The organism is Rothia sp. HMSC062H08 (genome assembly GCF_001810775.1).
Classification (GTDB): Bacteria; Actinomycetota; Actinomycetes; order Actinomycetales; family Micrococcaceae; genus Rothia.
Genome location: NZ_KV802651.1, coordinates 217256 through 238308 on the forward strand (window position 1 = coordinate 217256; position 21053 = coordinate 238308).

Here is a 21053-nt window from a genome sequence, read left to right on the forward strand (position 1 = left end):
GGGGGGGGGGGGTCTCTTGCCAGTACTGCGGCAAGTCTGTCGTGGAGGGACATTAAAGCGTAGTAAAATATTAATATCTATCTTCTTTGTTTGACACATTGTTTGATAGATTTCTCGAGGCCCCTTCAGTTTCTTATGCGTCAGGAACTACACGAAGGGGCCTCCTGCTTTAAGTGTCAAATAAGGGGCCTTCTCAATCGATGGTGATGTGGGGTATGGGGTTTTTGCTCTCTAAGCCCGGCTATCCCCAGAGATAGGGTGGAGGAGACTGAAATCATAGTCGGCAAACTCTTGCGCTACATACCTGCTTCCTGTACAGTGTTAAGACTGTGTGGCTGTATCCAAATAGCCGCACAACCACGGGCTTCTCGTGCCAGTGCATAATGCCGCTATTTACGGGTGGGATACGCCCGCTTCACGCGGGTCCAAATGCTTCTGGCATGGGTTTGCCCCAGGCGTTTCCGCTAACCCCTTCCATAGAGTTGGGGCCCGGGGCGTCAACCAATCCCGTAAAAATGTTCCGCAAGGCTGGCTCGCGCCTAAAGCGAGTCGGAACCGGCGAGACGACAGGAGAAATATGATTCAGCAGGAGTCGCGACTGAAGGTCGCCGACAACACTGGTGCGAAGGAAATCCTGACCATCCGTGTTCTCGGTGGTTCCTCGCGTCGCTACGCAGGCATTGGCGACATCATTGTCGCAACCGTCAAGGATGCAATCCCCGGCGGTACCGTAAAGAAGGGTGACGTTGTTAAGGCAGTCGTCGTCCGCACCAAGAAGGAAACCCGTCGTCCCGACGGCTCCTACATCAAGTTCGACGAGAACTCCGCAGTGATCCTGAAGAACACTGATGGTGATCCCCGTGGTACCCGTATCTTCGGCCCCGTGGGTCGTGAGCTTCGCGACAAGAAGTTCATGAAGATCGTTTCGCTGGCTCCGGAGGTGCTCTAATTCATGGCTAAGATCAAGTCCGGCGACCTGGTTCAGGTTATTTCCGGTGCAGATAAGGGCAAGCAGGGCAAGGTTCTGAAGGTTCTCCCCAAGGAAAACCGTGTGATTGTTGAGGGCGTCAAGGTCGTCACCAAGCACACCAAGGCTAACCCCCTGACCGGCGCAGCAGGCGGCATTCAGAAGGTTGAGGCACCGATCCACGTTTCTAACGTTGCGATTGTTGACCCCGAGACCAAGAAGCCGACCCGTGTTGGTTTCCGCCTCGAGACTGTAGAGCGTGACGGCAAGGAGCGCACCGTTCGCGTGCGCGTTGCTAAGCGTTCGGGTAAGGACATCTAATGACCGAAACCAAGATCACCCCCCGCTTCAAGACCAAGTACGCTGAGGTCGTCGTTCCCGCTCTGCAGGAAGAGTTCAAGTACGAGAACGTCATGCAGACCCCGAAGATCGTTAAGGTCGTCGTAAACATGGGTGTTGGCGAGGCAGCTCGCGACGCAAAGCTCATGGACGGCGCAATCCGCGATCTCACCGCAATCACCGGTCAGAAGCCGATTGTTACCCGCGCTAAGAAGTCCATCGCACAGTTCAAGCTGCGCGAAGGTATGCCCATTGGCGCACACGTCACCCTGCGTGGCGACCGCATGTGGGAATTCCTGGACCGCCTCGTCACCCTGGCACTGCCCCGAATCCGCGACTTCCGCGGCCTCTCGGACCGCCAGTTCGACGGTAATGGTAACTACACCTTCGGTCTGACCGAGCAGTCCATGTTCCACGAAATCGATCAGGACTCGATCGACCGCGTGCGTGGTATGGACATCACCGTGGTGACCTCCGCGAAGACCGACGAAGAAGGCCGTGCAATCCTGAAGGCACTGGGCTTCCCGTTCAAGACCAACTAACGACTACGTTGTAGGTCCAGACCCCGTTACCGCGGGGTAGGGAAACCACAACGAGGAAGGGCTAAAGCCCACAATGACTATGACTGATCCGGTCGCAGATATGCTGACCCGTTTGCGTAACGCAAACTCCGCATACCACGACACCGTATCCATGCCCTACTCCAAGCTGAAGGCTCGCATTGCTGAGATCCTGAAGGCTGAGGGCTACATCGCCGACGTGAAGGTTGAGGATGCAAAGGTCGGCAAGACCCTGACCCTCGTCCTCAAGTACGGTCCGTCCCGCGAGCGTTCCATCGCTGGCGTGCGTCGTATTTCCAAGCCGGGCCTGCGTACCTACGCAAAGTCCACCAACCTGCCCCAGGTTCTGGGTGGCCTCGGCATCGCAATCCTGTCCACCTCTTCGGGTCTGCTCACTGACAAGCAGGCTGCGAAGAAGGGCGTGGGCGGCGAAGTCATCGCTTACATCTGGTAGTCGGTTAGAAGAGAAAGGAAGAGAATAATGTCACGTATTGGACGTCTCCCCATCTCGGTTCCCGCCGGCGTTGAGGTTAAGGTCGATGGCAACCTGGTTACCGTTAAGGGCCCGAAGGGCGAGCTCTCCCACAAGGTAGCTTCCCCCATCACCGTGGCTCTGAACGAAAACGAGATCGTTGTATCTCGTCCGAACGACGAGCGCCTGTCTCGCTCGCTGCACGGTCTGACTCGTACCCTGATTCAGAACCTGATTATCGGCGTTACCTCCGGCTACGAAAAGAAGCTGGAAATCGTTGGTACCGGTTACCGTGTGACCCCGAAGGGTAACGACCTGGAGTTCGCTCTGGGCTACTCCCACCCGATCAACATCACCGCTCCCGAGGGTATTACCTTCGCAGTGGAGGGTGCTAACAAGCTGACCGTGTCGGGTATCGACAAGCAGCTCGTTGGTCAGGTTGCAGCAAACATTCGTGGTCTGCGTAAGCCCGATCCCTACAAGGGTAAGGGTGTTCGCTACGCAGGTGAGCACATCCGCCGCAAGGTCGGAAAGGCTGGTAAGTAAACATGGCTATCAAGTCGAAGGCAGCGCAGCGTGCACGTCGTCACGCTCGCATCCGCAAGTACGTTTCGGGTACCGCTGCGCGTCCGCGCCTGTGCGTCACCCGTTCGACCCGTCACATGTTCGTTCAGGTTATCGACGATGTCAAGGGCGTAACCCTGGCATCCGCTTCCACCATGGAAGCAGAGCTGCGTGCAGCTGACCTGGACAAGACCGCTAAGGCAAAGCGCGTTGGTGAGCTCGTAGCAGAGCGCGCCAAGGCAGCTGGTGTTGAGGCAGTCGTGTTCGACCGCGGTGGTAACAAGTACCACGGCCGTGTTGCAGCCGTTGCTGACGGTGCACGCGAGGGAGGTCTTGCACTCTAATGAGCGAGCAGAACGTAAAGGAAACTCAGGTGAGCGAAGCAGTAGTAGCTGAAACCGCTGAGACCTCCAACCAGCGCGAGGAGCGCCGCAACAACCGCGGCGAGCGTCGTGGCCGTGGTGAGCGCCGTAACAACCGCGCTCGCGAGGAGGAGAAGGACAAGTACATCGAGCGCGTTGTGACCATCAACCGCGTTTCCAAGGTCGTCAAGGGTGGTCGTCGCTTCAGCTTCACCGCACTGGTCGTCGTTGGTGACGGTAACGGCCTGGTCGGCGTTGGCTACGGTAAGGCTAAGGAAGTTCCCGCAGCAATCTCCAAGGGTGTCGAGGAAGCAAAGAAGAACTTCTTCCGCGTTCCCCGCATCGAAGGCCGCACCATCCCGCACCGTGTGCAGGGTGAGGCAGCTGCAGGCGTTGTGATGCTCCGCCCGGCAACCGCTGGTACCGGTGTTATCGCAGGTGGCCCCGTGCGTGCAGTACTCGAGTGCGCAGGCATTCACGACGTGCTGTCCAAGTCGCTCGGTTCCTCCAACCAGATCAACATCGTTCACGCAACTGTTGCAGCACTCAAGGAGCTCGAGGAGCCCCTGGCAGTGGCAGCCCGCCGTGGCCTGCCCACCGATGAGGTTATCCCCAGCTACCTGCGCAACACCAAGTCTGAAAAGGCAGGTGCGTAGTAATGGCCAAGCGTATTCAGCCCAGCGACGCAAAGCTGGAAATCACCCAGGTCAAGTCCTATGTTGGTCAGAAGCAGAACATGCGCGACACCCTGCGTTCCCTGGGCCTCAAGCGCCCCGGCAACAAGGTAGTCCGCACTGCTGACCCCGTCACCGTTGGCATGGTTAACACCGTTGCTCACCTGGTGAAGGTTGAGGAGGTCAAGTAAAGATGGCAGAAGCTATCAAGATTCACGATCTGCGCCCGGCACCGGGTGCCCACAAGGCAAAGACCCGCGTTGGCCGCGGTGAAGGCTCCAAGGGTAAGACCGCAGGTCGCGGTACCAAGGGTACCAAGGCACGTTACCAGGTTCGTGCAGGCTTCGAAGGCGGCCAGCTGCCGCTGCACATGCGCCTGCCGAAGCTGCGCGGCTTCAAGAACCCCTTCCGCACCGAGTACCAGGTTGTTAACCTGGACCGCATCCAGGAACTGTTCCCCAACGGTGGCGACGTCACCGTCGAGGCACTGGTTGCTAAGGGTGCCGTTCGCAAGAACGAGCTCGTGAAGGTTCTGGGCAACGGCGAAATCTCCGTCAAGGTGAACGTTGTTGTTGACAAGGCATCGGCTTCCGCTATTGAGAAGATCGAGGCCGCTGGCGGTTCTGTAACCGTTAAGTAGTCTTCAAGACGAGAAAGCCCCCGTCCGTACACTGTACGGCGGGGGCTTTTTGCTGCTCGGAAAGACTCACAACGGGATATATTCCTGTATTCGTATATTTGAACGCTTGGTGTGCGCCACATTTGGCGTTCAAAAATCACGCTAAGAGAATATAAAAGCTACATAATCTGCTAGGGAGTTATCGTTACCCGCTCCAAACACGATAGACTGGAAGATGTGTTTACTGCGCCCTAAAACTCTTTGAGAGGGATGGGCGCCCCATAGACTTACAGGAGGACATGTGCTGAGCGCATTCGGGCGAGTCGTCAAGACCGCCGATTTGCGGCGTAAGCTGCTGTTTACCCTGGCAATGATTGTGCTGTACCGCGTGGGCACTTTCATCCCCGCGCCAGGCGTTTCCTACGGAAATGTACAGCAGTGTCTGAACGCCAATGTTACAAGCGGTGGCGTCTACGATATCGTCAACCTCTTCAGTGGTGGCGCACTGCTGCAGCTTTCGATCTTTGCCCTCGGCGTGATGCCGTACATTACCGCGTCCATTATCATCCAGCTGCTACGCGTGGTCATCCCGCGATTCCAGGAGCTGCACGATGAGGGCGCGCAGGGTCAGGCAAAGCTCACCCAGTACACCCGCTACCTGACCATCGCTCTTGCTCTGCTGAATGCAACCACCATCGTCTCGATGGCACGCTCTGGCGTTCTGCTGGGTAACTGCCCGGGCATCATCCCCCAGGACGACGTACTGCACATCCTGCTGATTATCGTCACCCTGTGTGCAGGTACCACCGTCATCATGTGGATGGGTGAGCAGATTACCGAGCGTGGCGTCGGCAACGGTATGTCCCTGCTGATCTTCACCTCCATCGCTTCCTCCTTCCCGAGCGCTCTGGGCTCCATCCAGCGCACCCACGGTTGGGGTATCTTCGCGGCTGTCTGCGGTATTGGCCTGCTGGTCATGCTTGCCGTGGTCTACGTGGAACAGTCCGTTCGCCGTATCCCCGTGCAGTATGCAAAGCGCATGATTGGTCGACGCACCATTGGCGGCACCAGCACCTACATCCCGCTGAAGGTCAACATGGCCGGCGTGATCCCGCTGATCTTCGCGTCCTCCCTGCTGACCCTGCCCGGCCTGATTGCCCAGTTCAACACCCCCACCGACGGCTCCACCCCGCCGGACTGGGTCAACTGGATTAACGCATACCTGGTGCGCGGCGATCACCCGCTGTACATTGCTCTCTACTTCTTCATGATTATTGGCTTCGCGTACTTCTACGTGGCGGTCACCTTCGACCCGGTAGAAGTAGCGGACAATATGAAGAAGTACGGTGGCTTCATTCCCGGCATCCGTGCGGGTAAGCCCACCGCGCGTTACCTCAGCTACGTACTCAACCGAATTACGTTGCCTGGCGCACTTTACCTGGGTGTAATTTCCATGATTCCCCTGGTAGCGCTTATCCTATTCAACGCAAACCAGAATTTCCCGTTCGGCGGCGCCTCGCTGCTGATCGTGGTGGGTGTTGGTCTTGATACTCTCAAGCAGATCAACGCTCAGCTCCAACAACGAAACTACGAAGGACTGCTCCGATGAACCGTCTGCTCATCGTCGGCCCTCCCGGTGCAGGTAAGGGCACCCAGGCCGTCAAGATCGCTGAAGCGCTGAAGATTCCCGCGATTTCCACCGGTGATATCTTCCGTAAGAACATCAAGGAAGAGACCGAGCTGGGCAAGGAAGCGAAGTCGTACATCGACTCCGGCAACCTGGTTCCCGACTCTGTCACCAACAACATGGTGCGCGCACGTCTGGAGGAAAGCGACGTCGTCAACGGCTTCCTGCTCGACGGCTACCCCCGCAACACCTCCCAGGTGCACGAGCTAGACTCCATCCTCGAAGCCAAGGGTGAGAAGATCGATCGAGTTCTCCTGCTGGTTGCAGACAACGACGAACTCGTTGAGCGTCTGCTCAACCGCGCAGCAGAGCAGGGTCGTACCGATGACAACGAAGAGGTCATTCGTCACCGCCTGAAGGTCTACGAAGAAGAGACCGCACCGCTGATCGCAATCTACCGCGAACGCGGCATCGTCAAGGAAGTTAACGGCCTCGGCGAGATTGCTGAAGTCACCGAGCGCATCCTCGACGCTCTGAAGTAATCTTCTGCTGTACCCCCGCAATTTGAGGTGCATGATGCATCACAAAGACTTGCGGGGGTACAGTGCTGTCTGTAGAGTTCTAAGCTTGGGCGCACCGCCCCTATACCTAAGGAGCCAGAATGGCACGAGTCGAAATTAAAACCAATGCACAGCTTCAGCAGATGGCTCGTGCAGGAGTCATCACCAGCCGCGCGCTCGATGCGGCAGTGGCGGCAGCTCGCCCCGGCGCAACCACCGCAGAGGTGAACGCCGCTTTTGAACGCACCATGCTGGAACTGGGTGGCACCTCCAACTTCTACGGCTACTACGACTACCCGGCAACCGTATGCACCTCCGTCAACCATGAGGTCGTTCACGGCATCCCCGGCGACTACGTGCTCAAGGACGGCGACATCCTTTCTATCGACGGTGGCGCATACGTTATCGACCCCGCAACCAACCGCCAGTGGCACGGCGACTCGGCACGTACTGTGCTGGTCGGTGACAATGTGAGCGAAGCACGCGCAGAGCTCTCCGCCGTCACTCGCGAGGCAATGTGGCACGGCATCGCCGCTCTGGCAACCGCAAAGAAGGTCGGCGAAATCGGCCTTGCCATCGAAGCATATGTGACCGAAGAATACGGCGATAAGTACGGCATTATTGAAGACTACGTGGGCCACGGCATCGGTTCCCAGATGCATATGGCACCGGACGTACTGAACTACGCAGTGCGTGACATGGGGCCGAAGATCAAGCCCGGCATGGCTTTCGCTATTGAGCCGATGCTTGTGACTGGTTCCATCGAGACCAAGGTGCTCTCCGACGACTGGACCGTTGTAACCGTTGACGGCTCCGATGCCTGCCAGTGGGAGCACTCCGTTGCTGTGCATAGCGAAGGTATCTGGGTCCTGACTGCAGAAGACGGTGGTGCAAGCGAACTTGCTCGCTTTGGCGTAACCCCGGTTCCGATCCCCGCCTAAGTCCCACCACTAGGGGAGGGGTATCCACCTTTAGCTGCCCCACCTCCACCCGAAGAAACCGGCGAATCCGGTCCGGTGCGTGATAGCGCATCCGAAAGCATCCACATCACAAGGAAGAAGCTCCATGAGCGAAACTCTCAATAGCGGCGAGGCAACCGCACCCGCTGCGACCAAGGTGCCGGTTGAAATCTCGAACGTTCGCCCCGCACCCGGCCAGATTGCCCTGAAAGCACCGCGCCGTGCGAAGCCGCCCAAGCATATCGCTGACTTCGACATGGCTGGCCGCCGTGAATTTCTGAAGGAACTTGGCTACCAGTCGTTCCGTGCATCCCAGCTGTCCAAGCACTATTTTGAGCGTCTGGTCACTGACCCCGCTGAGATGACTGACCTGCCGGCTAAGGACCGCGAGCAGATGGTTGCACAGGCGATGCCTCAGCTTCTGACCCCGGTCCGTACCCTCGAGGCTGACGGTGGCGACACCCTGAAGGTTGTGCACCGCCTCTTTGATGGTGCGCTCATTGAGTCTGTCATCATGCGTTATGACAACCGCGTGACCATGTGCATCTCTTCGCAGGCTGGCTGCGGTATGAACTGCCCCTTCTGTGCGACCGGTCAGCAGGGTTTGACTCGCAACCTGTCCACCGCGGAAATTGTGGAGCAGGTCGTTGCCGGTGCCCGCTACCTGAAGCAGATGAAGGGCCTGGAAGAAGCAGAAGGCGGTTCTGAGGATACTCGTCCGCTGCGTGTTTCCAATATTGTCTTCATGGGTATGGGCGAGGCGCTTGCTAACTACAAGGCAACCATGGGTGCTGTGCACCGCCTGATTGACCCTTCGCCCGAGGGCCTCGGTATTTCTGCTCGCGGTCTGACCATGTCGACCGTGGGCCTGGTGCCGGGTATTCGTAAGTTTGAGCTGGAGAAGTTGCCCATTACTTTGGCGCTGTCTCTGCACGCTCCGGATGATGAGCTGCGTGATGAGCTGATCCCGATTAACCAGCGCTGGAAGGTCGACGAGACTCTGGACGCTGCGTACGACTACTACCGTACGACCGGCCGCCGCGTCTCCATTGAGTACGCGCTGATTCGCGATATTAACGATCAGGGCTGGCGTGCGGATCTGCTCGGTAAGAAGCTGGCGCAGCGCGGCCGTGGTTGGGTGCACGTGAACCCGATTCCGCTGAACCCGACCCCGGGTTCGAAGTGGACGGCATCCCGTAAGGGCGTTGAGCAGAACTTTGTGGAGCGTCTGCGTGCCCACGGTATTCCGACGACTATTCGTGATACTCGCGGTTCCGATATTGATGGAGCATGCGGTCAGCTTGCCGCTAAGGAAGACTAAGCAGTTGAGCTGTGACCGGTGAACGGTGCCCCTTTCCTGCGGAGGGAAGTCAATAAGACTTTCAGGAACGTGGGGGAGGGGCTTCTTCCTTTTAAACATTAAGTGCCTGATGTCATAAAAATCACGGTTGTTTTTCCACGGCCTTTGCCGTAGAGTTAACAGTTGGTTGTTTGTGCCAGTGTTAAGTGCGCCTTAAAACGCCCTATCGCCTCACCGAGGTGAGCTCACAAACAGAAGATACAATTGCCCGCCGCACCTGCGACGGGCACCGACGTTAGCGGAGGATATGGCTAAGAAAGACGGCGTCATCGAGATTGAAGGCTCTGTGGTTGAAGCTCTGCCCAACGCGATGTTCCGTGTTGAGCTGGATAACGGCCACAAGGTTCTCGCACACATCTCGGGCAAGATGCGTCAGCACTACATTCGCATCCTGCCTGAGGACCGAGTAGTAGTGGAACTGAGCCCCTACGACCTTTCCCGAGGTCGTATCGTCTACCGTTACAAGTAAACCCGAGATAAACGTCGCCCCTGGCGGCGTTTAAATCGTGTTCAAAGGGATAACGCAGTTCCCCAACGTAAGTGAGGGAACCTCTTATCTCGCCAGTAATCAAGTTGCAATCAAAAGGAATGCGATGAAGGTCAAGCCGAGCGTTAAGCCGATCTGCGATAAGTGCAAGGTGATCCGCCGTCACGGTGTGGTCATGGTGATCTGCGAAAACCCGCGCCACAAGCAGCGCCAGGGCTAATCCCTAGCAGCTGACTTCATAACCGCCCCAACAGGGGGCGGAATTGTCATAGGCACCGCTCCGAAGCAACGCCCACGAGGCGACTTCGGATACCTCCGGACTCAGAGGCCGGGGACCGGGTCAGAACAACCCGGGCAGTGATGCTATAGACCTCTGGAAAACAACAAGGAGAAGCCAGTATGGCACGTCTCGCTGGAGTTGATATTCCCCGCGAAAAGCGCGTGGAAGTTGCTCTCACTTACATCTACGGCGTGGGCAAGACCCGTGCACACGAAACCCTCGCTGCTACCGGCGTCAACCCTGACACCCGCGTCAAGGACCTGACTGACCAGGAGCTCGTGGCACTTCGTGACTTCATCGAAGGCAACTACAAGGTTGAAGGTGATCTTCGCCGCGAGGTTGCAGCTGACATCCGCCGTAAGGTTGAAATCGGTTCCTACCAGGGCCTGCGCCACCGCCGCGGCCTGCCGGTTCACGGTCAGCGCACCAAGACTAACGCACGTACCCGCAAGGGCCCGAAGCGTACCGTCGCAGGTAAGAAGAAGTAAGCAACGTTGCTCTGTTGGATATCTCTATCCGACCAACGTATTAGAAAACCTTTGTAGGAGAATCAAAAATGCCTCCCAAGACTCGCGCTGCGGCAGCTCGTAAGACCAACCGCCGCAAGGTTAGCAAGAACATCGTTGCTGGTCAGGCTCACATCAAGTCGACCTTCAACAACACCATCGTCTCCATCACCGATCCCACCGGTGCAGTGATCTCCTGGTCCTCCGCTGGCGACATGGGCTTCAAGGGCTCCCGTAAGTCCACCCCCTACGCCGCACAGCTGGCTGCTGAGGCTGCTGCAAACCGCGCCAAGGAGCACGGCGTCCGCAAGGTTGACGTGTTCGTCAAGGGCCCTGGTTCCGGTCGCGAAACCGCAATCCGCTCCCTGCAGGCTGCAGGCCTCGAGGTCGGTTCGATCCAGGACGTTACCCCCGTTGCACACAACGGTTGCCGTCCCCCGAAGCGCCGCCGCGTCTAATTAGGTCCCTGACCTAATCCCTCGACGGGTACGCTCCACGGAGCTGTACCCGGAGAGTACAGACACCCGTCTGCTTCCTAAGATATGTTTTCCCCAACCTGTGGGCTCATATAGCGGAGCTCACCGAAAGGAAACAAAGTGCTTATTGCACAGCGCCCCACTCTGACTGAAGAGGTCGTAGCGCCCAACCGCTCGCGCTTCACCATCGAGCCTCTGGAGCCCGGTTTCGGCTACACCATGGGTAACTCCCTCCGCCGTACTCTGCTGTCCTCCATCCCCGGCGCCGCTGTTACCAGCGTCCGCATTGATGGCGTACTGCACGAGTTCAGCACCGTTCCCGGCGTGACCGAGGACGTCACTGAGATCATCTTGAACATCAAGAAGCTCTCCATCTCTTCTGAGAACGACGAGCCCGTCGTGGCCTACCTGCGCAAGCAGGGCGAAGGTGAACTGACCGCAGGCGACATCGAGGTTCCCGCTGGCGTGGAGATCCACAACCCGGAACTGCACCTGGCAACCCTGAACGCCTCGGCAAACTTCAACGCTGAGCTGGTTATCGAGCGCGGTCGCGGCTACGTGACTGCAGCTCAGAACAAGGTCGGCGATGGCGAGATTGGCCGTATCCCGGTTGACTCCATCTATTCCCCGGTTCTGAAGGTTACCTTCAGCGTGAACGCGACCCGTGTTGAGCAGCGCACCGACTTCGACAGCCTGACCCTGGACGTCGAAACCAAGGAAGCCATCGCACCGCGTGACGCCGTTGCTTCTGCAGGCAGCACCCTGGTCGAGCTCTTCGGCCTGGCACGTGAGCTGAACATTGCAGCTGAGGGTATCGAAGTTGGCCCGTCGCCCGCCGACGAGTCCATGGCCGCTGATCTGGCGCTGCCGATCGAGGACCTGAACATGTCCGTCCGCTCCTACAACTGCCTCAAGCGCGAGGGTATCCACACCGTGGGTGAGCTCGTGACCCGCAGTGAAGCTGACCTGATGGACATCCGTAACTTCGGTGCTAAGTCCATTGACGAGGTCAAGGCAAAGCTCATCGAGCTCGGCCTGGCCCTGAAGGACTCCCCTCCCGGTTTCGAGCCTGCTGCACGCCCGCTTGATGACGAAGACGGTTCCGGCGAATAATTTCGACCGAATAGTTCACCCGGTTCCACCGGGATCAGTCAAACTTGATTCCCTAAGAGGCTCCGCTGCTGGGGCGTTAGGGAACGCAACTATGGAGATTTAACTATGCCTACTCCCACTAAGGGTCCCCGCCTCGGCGGTTCCCCGACCCACGAGCGCCACATGCTCAACAACCTGTCGGCGCAGCTGTTCCAGCACAAGCGCATCACCACCACCCTGACCAAGGCAAAGCGCCTGCGTCCGGTGGCAGAGCGCTTCATCACCTTCGGTAAGAAGGGCGACCTGGCTGCTCGCCGTCGCGTGCTGCGTTCCATCACCGACAAGTCCGTCGTGCACGAGCTCTTCACCGTTATTGCTCCGGCAATGGCAGAGCGCCCCGGTGGTTACACCCGCATCATCAAGATCGGTAACCGTAAGGGTGACAACGCTCCCATGGCAGTCATCGAGCTCGTCATGGAGCCCGTTGCAACCAAGGGTGCAGTTGCTGAGGCAACCAAGGTTGCTGAGAAGGCAGCTGAGGCTCCCAAGGCTGAAGCAGCTGAGGGCCTGCCCGCAGGTTCTCACGCACCCCTGGAGTCCGGCGAGGCTCCCGAGGGCTTCGAGGTTAAGGGTAACGCCGATTCCATGAAGTACCACGTGCCCGGTTCCCGCTGGTACTCCAGCACCAAGGCTGAAATCTGGTTCGACTCCGCTGAGTCGGCAGAGGCTGCAGGTTACGCCCCCGCAGGTGGCGCAGCAGCACAGAAGGTTTCCGAGTAATACGGATCCCAGCTGATTTAGGCTAAGCCTAAAATATGTCAATCCGCCGTCCACTGTTGTGGGCGGCGGATTGGTGTATCTGCATACTTAACGAGGAGACGGTTCTTTGCGCATTCGCTATACAAGAGCCGGCCCGTATTCTTCAACCGTCCTTTACCGCTGAAAGGCACACCAATGCATAACGCTACTGCTTTAGAGAACCGTGAAGCGCAGCCCTTCACTGCTACGCACCGCGTGCGTATTGATTGTGCCTACGACGGTTCTCTTTTTAGCGGGTGGGCTGCCCAACCGAACCTAGTTACCGTGCAGGGGGTCATTGAGAACGCCCTTGAACTGATTTTGCGGGCGCCTCACCGCGTGGTGGTCGCGGGCCGAACCGATGCCGGTGTGCATGCGGAAGCCCAGACCCTGCATTGCGATTTGAACGATGAGGATTGGACTCGCCTGCAAGGTCGAACGGGGGAGGACGACCCGACGGCTGCCCTGGGGCGCCGCCTCACCGGCGCTCTTCAGCGTTGTCTTTACGATGCGGAAGAGCAGTTGAACTTGCCGAAGAATGTCCGCGGCATTTTGCAGGGCGCTATTCAGATCCACCGCGTGACTGGGGTTCCCTTCGATTTTGATGCGCGCTTCTCGGCTACCGGTCGCCGCTACGTATATCGCATTGCAGATGGCGCGGCGGACGGTCTTAATCCTCTGCACCGTACCTACACCTGGGCGGTACCTGAGCACCTGGATTGTGCTGATCTTAACCAGTCGGCGCAGCAGCTACTCGGCCTGCGTGATTTTCTCTCCTTCTGCAAGCCGCGTGAAGGCGCGACCACGATTCGTGAGCTGCGAGAGCTTAGCTTCACTCGTGCTGAAAGTGGCCTTATTGAGGTGCGTGTGGTGGCTGATGCCTTCTGTCATCACATGGTGCGTTCACTTGTGGGTGCGTTGGTGCTCTACGGCACGGGTAAACGTGACGCGGCCTGGTTGCGTGAGCGGATCGAGAACCCGGGACGCGAAGCTTCGCTGACTCTTGCGCCTCCGCATGCTCTGGCACTAGCTGAGATTTACTACCCTGCCCCGGAGTTGTATGGAGAGCAGGCGGAACGTGCTCGAGCAAAGCGAGAGGACCACGAAGCGCAGAGCGCTTAACGCCCTGTATATATTGAGCCCCGTCACACGCCGGAAGTGATGAGGGGCTCAACGGAGGAGCGCAATCGTCGAGGGTGAATTACACGGATGGAATTTAAAATGTGTTTAAGACAAAAAAGCCCTATTTTTAAGGCTTTGGCGGTGGATTAAGCACTCGACGTCCTGTATAGTCTTGATATGTTGTGCGTGTTCTACCCGAGCGCGCTCTAAATCGCTGTCTAGTTGCAGGACGTTAAGGCGGTCTAGAGTACGGGCAGAACGGGCGGCAGCTCGGTCCTCACCCGGGTGTTCGTCATGCACGTAAGTAAAAGGCGCGATACCCAACTAAGCGCCGTATGTACATTTCGAGACAAAGGCCAATATTTTGCGCACTTATACTCCCAAGCCCGGCGAAGTCGAGCGCCAGTGGCACGTCATTGACGCCACCGACGTTGTTCTCGGCCGCCTCGCAAGCCAGACCGCTATCCTGCTGCGCGGTAAGCACAAGCCGACTTTTGCTCCCCACGTTGACACCGGTGACTTCGTTATCATCGTGAACGCTGAGAAGGTCGCCCTGACCGGTGCAAAGCTCGAGCAGAAGCGTGCATACCGCCACTCGGGTTACCCCGGCGGTCTGAAGTCCGTGAACTACGCAGAGCTGCTTGAGACCAACCCCGTTCGCGCGGTTGAGAAGGCTGTTAAGGGCATGCTGCCCAAGAACAAGCTTGCTGCACAGCAGCTCAAGAAGCTGAAGGTCTACGCTGGCCCCGAGCACCCGCACGCGGCACAGCAGCCCAAGACCTACGAATTCAACCAGGTCGCCCAGTAATTCGGGCCTACGAAGAAACAATAGGAGAAATCGTGGCTCAGAACGAAGAGCAGATCGTAGTCGAGGAAGAGCTGACCAGCTACACCTCGGAGTCCGCTGCCCCCGCAGCGGCTAAGGCAGCACGTCCGGCGCTGACCGTTGCAGGCGCAGCAGTTGGTCGCCGCAAGGAAGCAGTGGCACGCGTTCGCGTTGTGCCCGGTTCCGGCAACTGGACCATCAACGGTCGTAGCCTGGAAGACTACTTCCCCAACAAGCTGCACCAGCAGGACGTCAACCAGCCCTTCAAGCTCCTGGAGCTCGAGGGTGCATACGACGTCATCGCACGCATCAACGGTGGTGGCCCCTCCGGTCAGGCAGGTGCTCTGCGCCTGGGTATCGCTCGTGCACTGAACGAGATCGACCGCGAGAACAACCGCCCCGCACTGAAGAAGGCTGGCTACCTGACCCGTGACGCACGCGTCATCGAGCGTAAGAAGGCTGGTCTTAAGAAGGCACGCAAGGCTTCGCAGTTCTCCAAGCGTTAATCGCTGGTTTTTACGAAGCGTTACGCCCCGCTTCTCCTTCGGGAGAATCGGGGCGTTTTGCGTATCTACTCACTATGAGCGTTACAAGGTTATAGGGTGCATATAACTGTTACGTTTGTTCATCGAAGAGCACACCGGTAGAGTTAAAGAGTCAAAGCAGACAGGAAGAAAAGAGTACTCATGGCAGAGCAGAATCCCTCCACCCAGCCCGAAGAGAAGGCTGTGGAGGCTCCTCAGACTGAAGCCCACCACCACGCCGCTGAAGGCGCACACGCACACACCGGTTCTGAGAAGAAACAAGCCATCAAGGAAGCCCTGAAGCCCCAGGCACGCCGCACCTCCGTTGTCGAGGACTACTCGGCAGAGCTGGACGAAATGGCTTCCCTCACCCGCGCCCTCGGCAAGGACAAGAAGGACGACGAAACCTCGCAGGCATGGAAGAAGGGTTACCCCTACGACACCAAGCTCAGCCGTAAGGCATACGAGAAGGAAAAGCGTGCCCTGCAGATTGAGCTGCTGAAGCTGCAGCTCTGGGCTAAGTCCACCGGTCAGAAGATCCTCATCATCTTCGAAGGCCGTGACGCAGCAGGTAAGGGTGGCTCCATCAAGCGCTTCACCGAGCACCTGAACCCCCGTGGCGCTCGCGTTGTGGCACTGGAGAAGCCGACCGATATCGAGCAGACTCAGTGGTACTTCCAGCGTTACATCAAGCACCTGCCCTCCGGCGGCGAAATCGTTCTGATGGACCGCTCCTGGTACAACCGTGCCGGCGTTGAGCGCGTTATGGGCTACTGCACCCAGGCACAGTACTTCGAGTTCATGCGCGAAGTTCCGGACCTGGAGCGCATGCTGGTGAACTCCGGTATCCACATCATCAAGTTCTGGTTCTCCGTCACCCGCGAAGAGCAGCTTGCACGCTTCACCTCCCGCCGTACCGACCCGGTTCGCCAGTGGAAGCTTTCCCCCACCGACCTGGCATCCCTGGATAAGTGGGACGACTACACCGCGGCGAAGGAAGCAATGTTCTTCTACACCCACACCGGTGATGCCCCCTGGACCGTTATCAAGTCCAACGACAAGAAGCGCGCACGTCTGGAAGCAATGCGTTACGTGCTCTCTCAGTTCGACTACCCCTCCAAGGATGAGGCAGTCGTGGGCGAGCTCGACTCGCTGATCGTCCGCTCTGCATCGCACGTTTTCGAGGATGAGTCCGGTGACTCTCCGGACGGCTTCCCGGTCGTCAAGTAAGCGTTGATAGATAGGGGAGAGCAATAACTCAACCCTGCGGCGATAGAACCGCCAAACAGCTTGCACTATGAAGGTGCCTGCCTCTCTTTTCCCTCTCTGGGAACTGAGAGCAGGCACCTTTACGTGTCTATAGAAACATTAGCTATGAAGCAGATATGTAGCCGCTGAAAATCACTTTCTGATTATGAAGAATTTACGGTGTATGCGCCTAAGCGGAGTTACGCACAACGTAAAATAAAAGGGTGACTGAACGACTTTTTGGAACCGACGGCGTACGCGGTCTGGCAAACGATGTAATTACTCCCGCCCTGGCTATGGAGCTCGCGCAGGCGGCTTCTATTGTCCTGGGCTTTGACACGGTAGAAGAGGGTGTACGCCCCCGTGCCGTGATCGCAAATGACTCCCGCTCCTCTGCAGACTTCATTGTCTCTGCGATGAAGGCTGGCTTCGCTAGCGCAGGTGTTGACGTGCTGGATGCCGGTATCGTCCCCACCCCCGCGGCAGCTTACCTGGTGGCACATACCGGTGCTGACTTCGGCGTGATGATTTCTGCATCGCACAACCCCGCAGCGGACAACGGTATTAAGTTCCTGGCCCGCGGTGGCCAGAAGCTGGAAGACTCCGTTGAGGACGCTATTGAGCGCGTCTACCGCGAGAAGTCCTTCCGCTACCCGACCGGTGGTGCTGTGGGTACCGTCAAGCCCCTGGAGGACGGTACCGAGGCTTACGTGAAGCACCTGGTCTCCACCCTTCCCGAAGGCAAGCCCCTTGCCGGCATGAAGATTGTTCTGGACTGCGCAAACGGTGCAGCCTACGCGGCATCCCCGGCAACCTTCGAGGCGCTGGGCGCAGAGGTCATTGCACTGGCCGTAGAGCCCAACGGCACCAACATCAATGACGGTGTGGGTTCCACCCACCCGGAGAAGTTGCAGGCAGCTGTCGTTGAGCACGGCGCGGACCTCGGTATCGCCCACGACGGCGACTCCGACCGCTGCCAGGCAGTTGACGAAAAGGGCAACCTGGTAGACGGCGACCAGATTATGGCTATCCTGGCTGTTGCGGCTAAGCGCGAAGGTAAGCTCGCAAAGGACACCCTCGTCGCGACCGTGATGAGTAGCCTGGGTCTGGAGCTGTACCTGCGCGAGCACGGTATTACCCTCGGCCGTACCGCGGTCGGTGACCGCTACGTCCTCGAGTCCATGCGCGAGCACGGCTACAATCTGGGCGGCGAGCAGTCCGGTCACGTCATCATGAGCGACTACGCAACCACCGGTGACGGCGTTCTGACCGGCATCCAGCTGGCTGCAGAGGTGGCTCGTAGCGGCCAGACCCTCTCCGAGCTGGCATTGCGTATGCAGCCCACCCCGCAGCGTCTGATCAACGTCAAGGGCGTTGACCGTGCCGCTGTGAAGACCAATGAGGCGCTCGCTACTGCTGTCAGCGAGGCTGAAGGCGTACTGGGTGAAAGCGGCCGCGTGCTGCTGCGTGCATCCGGCACCGAGCCTCTGGTGCGCGTCATGGTTGAAGCTGCAACCCAGGAGCAGGCTGATGAGGTTGCTCAGCAGCTGGCTGACGTTGTAGCTAAGGAACTGGCACTCTAAACGTATTCTTCCGGTGCGAAGACCGCAGTGGAGGATAGAGAAGGGCTGGGAAGGTGTTACCTTCCCAGCCCTTCTTCGTTATCTTGGGCGGGGGAGGGGGGGGGGGACGAGGATACGGAAAACCCCCGTATCCACAGGGGATACGGGGGTCTAAAAAATTAGTGGTAGAGAGCAGAGAAATTACTTCTTTGCCAGAGCGTCGCGGATCTCCTTCAGGAGGTCAAGCTCGGTCTCTTCCTCTTCTTCAGCAGCCTCGTCTTCAGCCTTCTTCTTAGCCAGTGCGAGTTCAGTCAGCTTCTGAGTGGGCACAACAACTGCGAAGTAGACAGCAGCTGCAATCAGGATGAAGTTGACAATAGCGGTTAGGAACACGCCAACCTTGATCTGGCCGAAGACCAGGAACTCGTCGAAGTTGGGGGAGCCAACCAGCATGGAGATAGCCGGCATCAGGACGGCCTGGACAAGCGAGGTCACCACAGCGGTGAAGGCGGTACCCATAATCAGACCAACTGCGAGGTCGATGACGTTACCGCGGATCAGAAAATCTTTAAAACCCTTAAGCATGAGATATAGAATAGCGCCTTTTCACCTCAGAAAATGCCATATTCTGAGAAAATTTTCATTGTAAAGCATGTGTTTTTCTTCACAGTGGTCCTATGGCGCCCGATACTTAAAGTCTAGCTCACATGAACCTGAGCAAAAATCTCTAAAACCTGCGAAAAACCGCGGATTTACGGGGTGTGTATGCGAAAAAATATGCATCTACTGTGCCTATTTATCTCCGGTACGGAAGCTTGAAAGACGATACACATCACCACTTGGCGCACCGACCAAAGCCGAAAGATTAGCCTCGACCCTAGCTCGCACTTGCATAATCGGGTGCCGCACCCGTACCGATAAACTCCTCAAAAGTCTTCGCACCCGAAGACACATACTCCTGGGCAATCTGCACACCCACATAGCGGTAATGCCACGGCTCAAAACGATAACCGGTCACCGATTGACGACCATCAGGGAAGCGCAAAATATATCCGTAACGCGGAGCGTTCTTCGCCAACCACTGACCAGCCAGCGTATCGCGATAACACTCCTCCAAACGGCAACCCTCAGGAGAAGCAAAATCAATCGCCAAGCCCGTCTGATGCTCCGAATAGCCGGGACGAGCCGATAACTGGTCCGCCACCTGTTGACCGTTCACCGAAACCCAATACTGATAGGTCTGCTGCTGCACCGCATACGAACGATACGCGCTAGAAACAAGCAGAGTCACGCCATCAGTAGCAGCCGCATCAATCATCGTATCCGCTGCCTTAGCCGCCTCAGCGCGCAATTGATGACCGTAGAACTCCACCAGGTCATTCGGCTCCCAATCCTGCTGCGCAAAGGGACGCATCTTATTCACGAGGCAACGCAAAGAATCCGGCTGAGACTCAACACTCGGCTGAGCAAGCGCCAACGGGGAAGAAGACACGCTCGCAGAAGCCGAAGCACTTGCAGAAGCACTGGTAGCAGAAGCAACAGGGGAGGGCGCGGCAGAAGATGCCGACGCAGCGGAAGAGGCGCTAGAAGAAGCCGCCGAAGCCGCCGCAGACTCAGAAGCACTCGCAGCAGAAGATGAAGAAGACGCACCCTGACCCTGCGAGCCACAAGCCGCCAACAAGGCGGTACCGCCAACCCCCAAAGCGGCACCCAAGAGAGTGCGGCGGTTCAGCGCAGAACTATTAAGAGACTCCTGAGCGGTAGACGTACGGTGCAGAGACTTCACAATAACTCCTCATCATGGCGTAGATGCAAACAAAAAGCGCCAGAAGCCTAAACCCACCCCGCGAGGGAGTGGAGCCTCCGGCGCCTTCTACTAGAATGCACCACAAACGCGCTACACAGGCAACTAAAAGCCGCACACGAACGATAAAAACCTAAAGAACCTCTAGTTCTTACGCAGAAGAACCTGCTCCACGGTATGCTCGGCGCCCTTCTGCAGAATCAAATGCGCACGAGCACGAGTAGGCAAAACATTCTGCAACAGATTCGGCTCATTCACGCTCTTCCAAATGCCGGTCGCAACCTCAACCGCCTGCTCATCGCTCAGCTCCGCATAACGCTTGAAATACGACTCCGGATTCGCAAAAGCCGAAGAACGCAGAGTCAAGAAACGATTCACATACCAGCGCTCAATATCTTCAGTGCGGGAATCCACATAAATAGAGAAATCAAAGAAATCACTCAGCGTCAGATCAGAAGTCTCCGGCCCCTCAGCCTGAGAAGGCGCCAAAACATTCAAACCCTCAAGAATCAGCACATCCGGTGCCGTGACCTCAATATGCTCATCCGGCATGATGTCGTAATACAGGTGCGAATACTTCGGCGCCACCACACGCTCAGCACCGGACTTCACCTGCGACACAAAATTCAACAGAGCACGGCGATCATAAGACTCCGGGAAACCCTTACGGTGCATAATGCCGCGACGCTGAAGCTCCGCGTTCGGGTACAAGAAACCATCCGTCGTCACTAGCTGAACATTAGGAGTAGACGGCCAGCGACTCAAAAGAGCCTGCAAAATACGCGCCGTGGTCGACTTACCCACAGCAACAGAGCCCGCCACACCAATAATGAACGGGACACGCCGCTGAGACACATGTAGAAAATCATTCGTCATATGGTTCAGTGAAGAAGCAGCAGTCACATACAGATTCAGAAGACGAGAAACCGGCAGATAAATACGCTGCACCTCTTCAAGGTCGACAGTTTCACCCAGGCCTCGAAGAGACTCAATTTCCTCAGCGCTGAGGGGAACAGCAATCTCATCGGCTAGGTGCGACCAACGGGAACGGTCTAGATGCATGAAGCGGTCATCGCTAGAAAAATACGGTGCGGTGCTCATTTATCTAAGTGTACGAACTTTCAGCCCGCGGGGAAAATACCCGCCCTCACGGTTTGTTTGAAGAAATAAATTTATGAGAAGAAAAGGACAAAACCCAATAAAGCTAGGAAAGCCACAATAAACGTGACGTATAACGGTATTTCACCGTGCGCATATCTGGATAC

Annotated in this window: 27 protein-coding genes; 24 read left to right on the plus strand and 3 right to left on the minus strand. The window is 57.4% G+C overall.

The features are described 5' to 3' along the window. Window positions 1-577 precede the first annotated feature (577 nt). The 24 genes from rplN to glmM all read left to right on the plus strand — a co-directional run bounded on the left by rplN (window position 578) and on the right by glmM (window position 18005). Window positions 578-949 carry a 50S ribosomal protein L14 gene (rplN, locus tag HMPREF2765_RS01230; RefSeq protein WP_005504986.1) on the plus strand — a complete coding sequence of 124 codons (372 nt, stop codon included), beginning with the start codon at window positions 578-580 and terminating at the stop codon, window positions 947-949. A 3-nt stretch (window positions 950-952) separates the two neighbouring features. Then, window positions 953-1288, plus strand: a complete 336-nt coding sequence (rplX, locus tag HMPREF2765_RS01235; RefSeq protein WP_005504988.1) for a 50S ribosomal protein L24 — start codon at window positions 953-955, stop codon at window positions 1286-1288. Then, on the plus strand, window positions 1288-1848 hold the full coding sequence (rplE, locus tag HMPREF2765_RS01240; protein WP_005505001.1) for a 50S ribosomal protein L5: 561 nt from the start codon (window positions 1288-1290) through the stop codon (window positions 1846-1848). Before rplX ends, rplE begins: the two co-directional genes overlap by 1 nt. A gap of 73 nt (window positions 1849-1921) precedes the next feature. Next, window positions 1922-2320 (plus strand): 30S ribosomal protein S8, encoded by a 399-nt coding sequence (gene rpsH / locus HMPREF2765_RS01245; protein ID WP_005505003.1) that lies wholly within the window; start codon window positions 1922-1924, stop codon window positions 2318-2320. A gap of 27 nt (window positions 2321-2347) precedes the next feature. Further along, window positions 2348-2884, plus strand: coding sequence for a 50S ribosomal protein L6 (rplF, locus tag HMPREF2765_RS01250; RefSeq protein WP_005505004.1), 537 nt, complete (start codon window positions 2348-2350; stop codon window positions 2882-2884). 2 nt (window positions 2885-2886) lie between these two features. Further along, entirely contained in the window at window positions 2887-3246 is a 360-nt protein-coding gene (gene rplR, locus HMPREF2765_RS01255) for a 50S ribosomal protein L18 (protein WP_005505006.1), read from the plus strand. A 29-nt stretch (window positions 3247-3275) separates the two neighbouring features. After that, entirely contained in the window at window positions 3276-3920 is a 645-nt protein-coding gene (gene rpsE, locus HMPREF2765_RS01260) for a 30S ribosomal protein S5 (RefSeq protein ID WP_171840195.1), read from the plus strand. Between the two features lie 2 nt (window positions 3921-3922). Beyond that, a complete protein-coding gene (gene rpmD, locus HMPREF2765_RS01265; protein WP_004005265.1) occupies window positions 3923-4129 on the plus strand; it encodes a 50S ribosomal protein L30 in 207 nt (68 codons plus the stop codon). 2 nt (window positions 4130-4131) lie between these two features. Continuing rightward, window positions 4132-4578 carry a 50S ribosomal protein L15 gene (rplO, locus tag HMPREF2765_RS01270; RefSeq protein WP_005505008.1) on the plus strand — a complete coding sequence of 149 codons (447 nt, stop codon included), beginning with the start codon at window positions 4132-4134 and terminating at the stop codon, window positions 4576-4578. A gap of 280 nt (window positions 4579-4858) precedes the next feature. Continuing rightward, on the plus strand, window positions 4859-6166 hold the full coding sequence (gene secY, locus HMPREF2765_RS01275) for a preprotein translocase subunit SecY (protein WP_012903060.1): 1308 nt from the start codon (window positions 4859-4861) through the stop codon (window positions 6164-6166). Next, on the plus strand, window positions 6163-6726 hold the full coding sequence (locus tag HMPREF2765_RS01280; RefSeq protein WP_005505015.1) for an adenylate kinase: 564 nt from the start codon (window positions 6163-6165) through the stop codon (window positions 6724-6726). Before secY ends, HMPREF2765_RS01280 begins: the two co-directional genes overlap by 4 nt. A gap of 119 nt (window positions 6727-6845) precedes the next feature. Continuing rightward, window positions 6846-7685, plus strand: a complete 840-nt coding sequence (map, locus tag HMPREF2765_RS01285; protein WP_049341779.1) for a type I methionyl aminopeptidase — start codon at window positions 6846-6848, stop codon at window positions 7683-7685. Between the two features lie 124 nt (window positions 7686-7809). After that, window positions 7810-9024 (plus strand): dual-specificity RNA methyltransferase RlmN, encoded by a 1215-nt coding sequence (gene rlmN, locus HMPREF2765_RS01290; RefSeq protein WP_044150213.1) that lies wholly within the window; start codon window positions 7810-7812, stop codon window positions 9022-9024. A gap of 286 nt (window positions 9025-9310) precedes the next feature. Further along, entirely contained in the window at window positions 9311-9532 is a 222-nt protein-coding gene (infA, locus tag HMPREF2765_RS01295; RefSeq protein WP_005505018.1) for a translation initiation factor IF-1, read from the plus strand. Window positions 9533-9656: 124 nt separating this feature from the next. Further along, window positions 9657-9770, plus strand: a complete 114-nt coding sequence (gene rpmJ, locus HMPREF2765_RS01300) for a 50S ribosomal protein L36 (protein WP_004005257.1) — start codon at window positions 9657-9659, stop codon at window positions 9768-9770. 179 nt (window positions 9771-9949) lie between these two features. Then, window positions 9950-10318, plus strand: coding sequence for a 30S ribosomal protein S13 (gene rpsM, locus HMPREF2765_RS01305; RefSeq protein WP_005505026.1), 369 nt, complete (start codon window positions 9950-9952; stop codon window positions 10316-10318). A 68-nt stretch (window positions 10319-10386) separates the two neighbouring features. Further along, complete coding sequence (rpsK, locus tag HMPREF2765_RS01310; protein WP_005505028.1) at window positions 10387-10794, plus strand: 30S ribosomal protein S11; 408 nt, start codon at window positions 10387-10389, stop codon at window positions 10792-10794. 138 nt (window positions 10795-10932) lie between these two features. Beyond that, window positions 10933-11925 carry a DNA-directed RNA polymerase subunit alpha gene (locus HMPREF2765_RS01315; RefSeq protein ID WP_005505031.1) on the plus strand — a complete coding sequence of 331 codons (993 nt, stop codon included), beginning with the start codon at window positions 10933-10935 and terminating at the stop codon, window positions 11923-11925. A 105-nt stretch (window positions 11926-12030) separates the two neighbouring features. Next, entirely contained in the window at window positions 12031-12684 is a 654-nt protein-coding gene (gene rplQ, locus HMPREF2765_RS01320) for a 50S ribosomal protein L17 (RefSeq protein ID WP_005505032.1), read from the plus strand. A gap of 174 nt (window positions 12685-12858) precedes the next feature. Continuing rightward, entirely contained in the window at window positions 12859-13824 is a 966-nt protein-coding gene (gene truA, locus HMPREF2765_RS01325) for a tRNA pseudouridine(38-40) synthase TruA (RefSeq protein ID WP_070604078.1), read from the plus strand. Window positions 13825-14188: 364 nt separating this feature from the next. Beyond that, a complete protein-coding gene (gene rplM / locus HMPREF2765_RS01330; protein ID WP_005505035.1) occupies window positions 14189-14632 on the plus strand; it encodes a 50S ribosomal protein L13 in 444 nt (147 codons plus the stop codon). Between the two features lie 32 nt (window positions 14633-14664). After that, the gene (gene rpsI, locus HMPREF2765_RS01335; RefSeq protein ID WP_005505036.1) at window positions 14665-15156 is read left to right on the plus strand and encodes a 30S ribosomal protein S9; all 492 of its coding nucleotides are present in this window, start codon (window positions 14665-14667) and stop codon (window positions 15154-15156) included. Window positions 15157-15336: 180 nt separating this feature from the next. Beyond that, window positions 15337-16404: a polyphosphate kinase 2 gene (gene ppk2 / locus HMPREF2765_RS01340; RefSeq protein ID WP_049353767.1), complete on the plus strand. Its 1068-nt coding sequence runs from the start codon at window positions 15337-15339 to the stop codon at window positions 16402-16404. 242 nt (window positions 16405-16646) lie between these two features. After that, window positions 16647-18005 (plus strand): phosphoglucosamine mutase, encoded by a 1359-nt coding sequence (gene glmM / locus HMPREF2765_RS01345; protein ID WP_070604079.1) that lies wholly within the window; start codon window positions 16647-16649, stop codon window positions 18003-18005. 180 nt (window positions 18006-18185) lie between these two features. Here glmM and mscL read toward each other — a convergent pair whose 3' ends face one another. The 3 genes from mscL to coaA all read right to left on the minus strand — a co-directional run bounded on the left by mscL (window position 18186) and on the right by coaA (window position 20889). After that, window positions 18186-18569 (minus strand): large conductance mechanosensitive channel protein MscL, encoded by a 384-nt coding sequence (mscL, locus tag HMPREF2765_RS01350; RefSeq protein WP_049341785.1) that lies wholly within the window; start codon window positions 18567-18569, stop codon window positions 18186-18188. Window positions 18570-18861: 292 nt separating this feature from the next. Next, window positions 18862-19770 (minus strand): M15 family metallopeptidase, encoded by a 909-nt coding sequence (locus HMPREF2765_RS01355; protein WP_049341787.1) that lies wholly within the window; start codon window positions 19768-19770, stop codon window positions 18862-18864. A 162-nt stretch (window positions 19771-19932) separates the two neighbouring features. Beyond that, window positions 19933-20889, minus strand: a complete 957-nt coding sequence (gene coaA, locus HMPREF2765_RS01360) for a type I pantothenate kinase (RefSeq protein ID WP_070604080.1) — start codon at window positions 20887-20889, stop codon at window positions 19933-19935. Window positions 20890-21053: the final 164 nt, after the last annotated feature.

Coding starts and splice junctions, on each gene's coding strand:
- rplN (WP_005504986.1), top strand. CDS start 578: ATGATTCAGCAGGAGTCGCGACTGAAGGTCGCCGACAACACTGGTGCG.
- rplX (WP_005504988.1), top strand. CDS start 953: ATGGCTAAGATCAAGTCCGGCGACCTGGTTCAGGTTATTTCCGGTGCA.
- rplE (WP_005505001.1), top strand. CDS start 1,288: ATGACCGAAACCAAGATCACCCCCCGCTTCAAGACCAAGTACGCTGAG.
- rpsH (WP_005505003.1), top strand. CDS start 1,922: ATGACTATGACTGATCCGGTCGCAGATATGCTGACCCGTTTGCGTAAC.
- rplF (WP_005505004.1), top strand. CDS start 2,348: ATGTCACGTATTGGACGTCTCCCCATCTCGGTTCCCGCCGGCGTTGAG.
- rplR (WP_005505006.1), top strand. CDS start 2,887: ATGGCTATCAAGTCGAAGGCAGCGCAGCGTGCACGTCGTCACGCTCGC.
- rpmD (WP_004005265.1), top strand. CDS start 3,923: ATGGCCAAGCGTATTCAGCCCAGCGACGCAAAGCTGGAAATCACCCAG.
- rplO (WP_005505008.1), top strand. CDS start 4,132: ATGGCAGAAGCTATCAAGATTCACGATCTGCGCCCGGCACCGGGTGCC.
- HMPREF2765_RS01280 (WP_005505015.1), top strand. CDS start 6,163: ATGAACCGTCTGCTCATCGTCGGCCCTCCCGGTGCAGGTAAGGGCACC.
- map (WP_049341779.1), top strand. CDS start 6,846: ATGGCACGAGTCGAAATTAAAACCAATGCACAGCTTCAGCAGATGGCT.
- rlmN (WP_044150213.1), top strand. CDS start 7,810: ATGAGCGAAACTCTCAATAGCGGCGAGGCAACCGCACCCGCTGCGACC.
- infA (WP_005505018.1), top strand. CDS start 9,311: ATGGCTAAGAAAGACGGCGTCATCGAGATTGAAGGCTCTGTGGTTGAA.
- rpmJ (WP_004005257.1), top strand. CDS start 9,657: ATGAAGGTCAAGCCGAGCGTTAAGCCGATCTGCGATAAGTGCAAGGTG.
- rpsM (WP_005505026.1), top strand. CDS start 9,950: ATGGCACGTCTCGCTGGAGTTGATATTCCCCGCGAAAAGCGCGTGGAA.
- rpsK (WP_005505028.1), top strand. CDS start 10,387: ATGCCTCCCAAGACTCGCGCTGCGGCAGCTCGTAAGACCAACCGCCGC.
- rplQ (WP_005505032.1), top strand. CDS start 12,031: ATGCCTACTCCCACTAAGGGTCCCCGCCTCGGCGGTTCCCCGACCCAC.
- truA (WP_070604078.1), top strand. CDS start 12,859: ATGCATAACGCTACTGCTTTAGAGAACCGTGAAGCGCAGCCCTTCACT.
- ppk2 (WP_049353767.1), top strand. CDS start 15,337: ATGGCAGAGCAGAATCCCTCCACCCAGCCCGAAGAGAAGGCTGTGGAG.
- mscL (WP_049341785.1), bottom strand. CDS start 18,569: ATGCTTAAGGGTTTTAAAGATTTTCTGATCCGCGGTAACGTCATCGAC.
- coaA (WP_070604080.1), bottom strand. CDS start 20,889: ATGAGCACCGCACCGTATTTTTCTAGCGATGACCGCTTCATGCATCTA.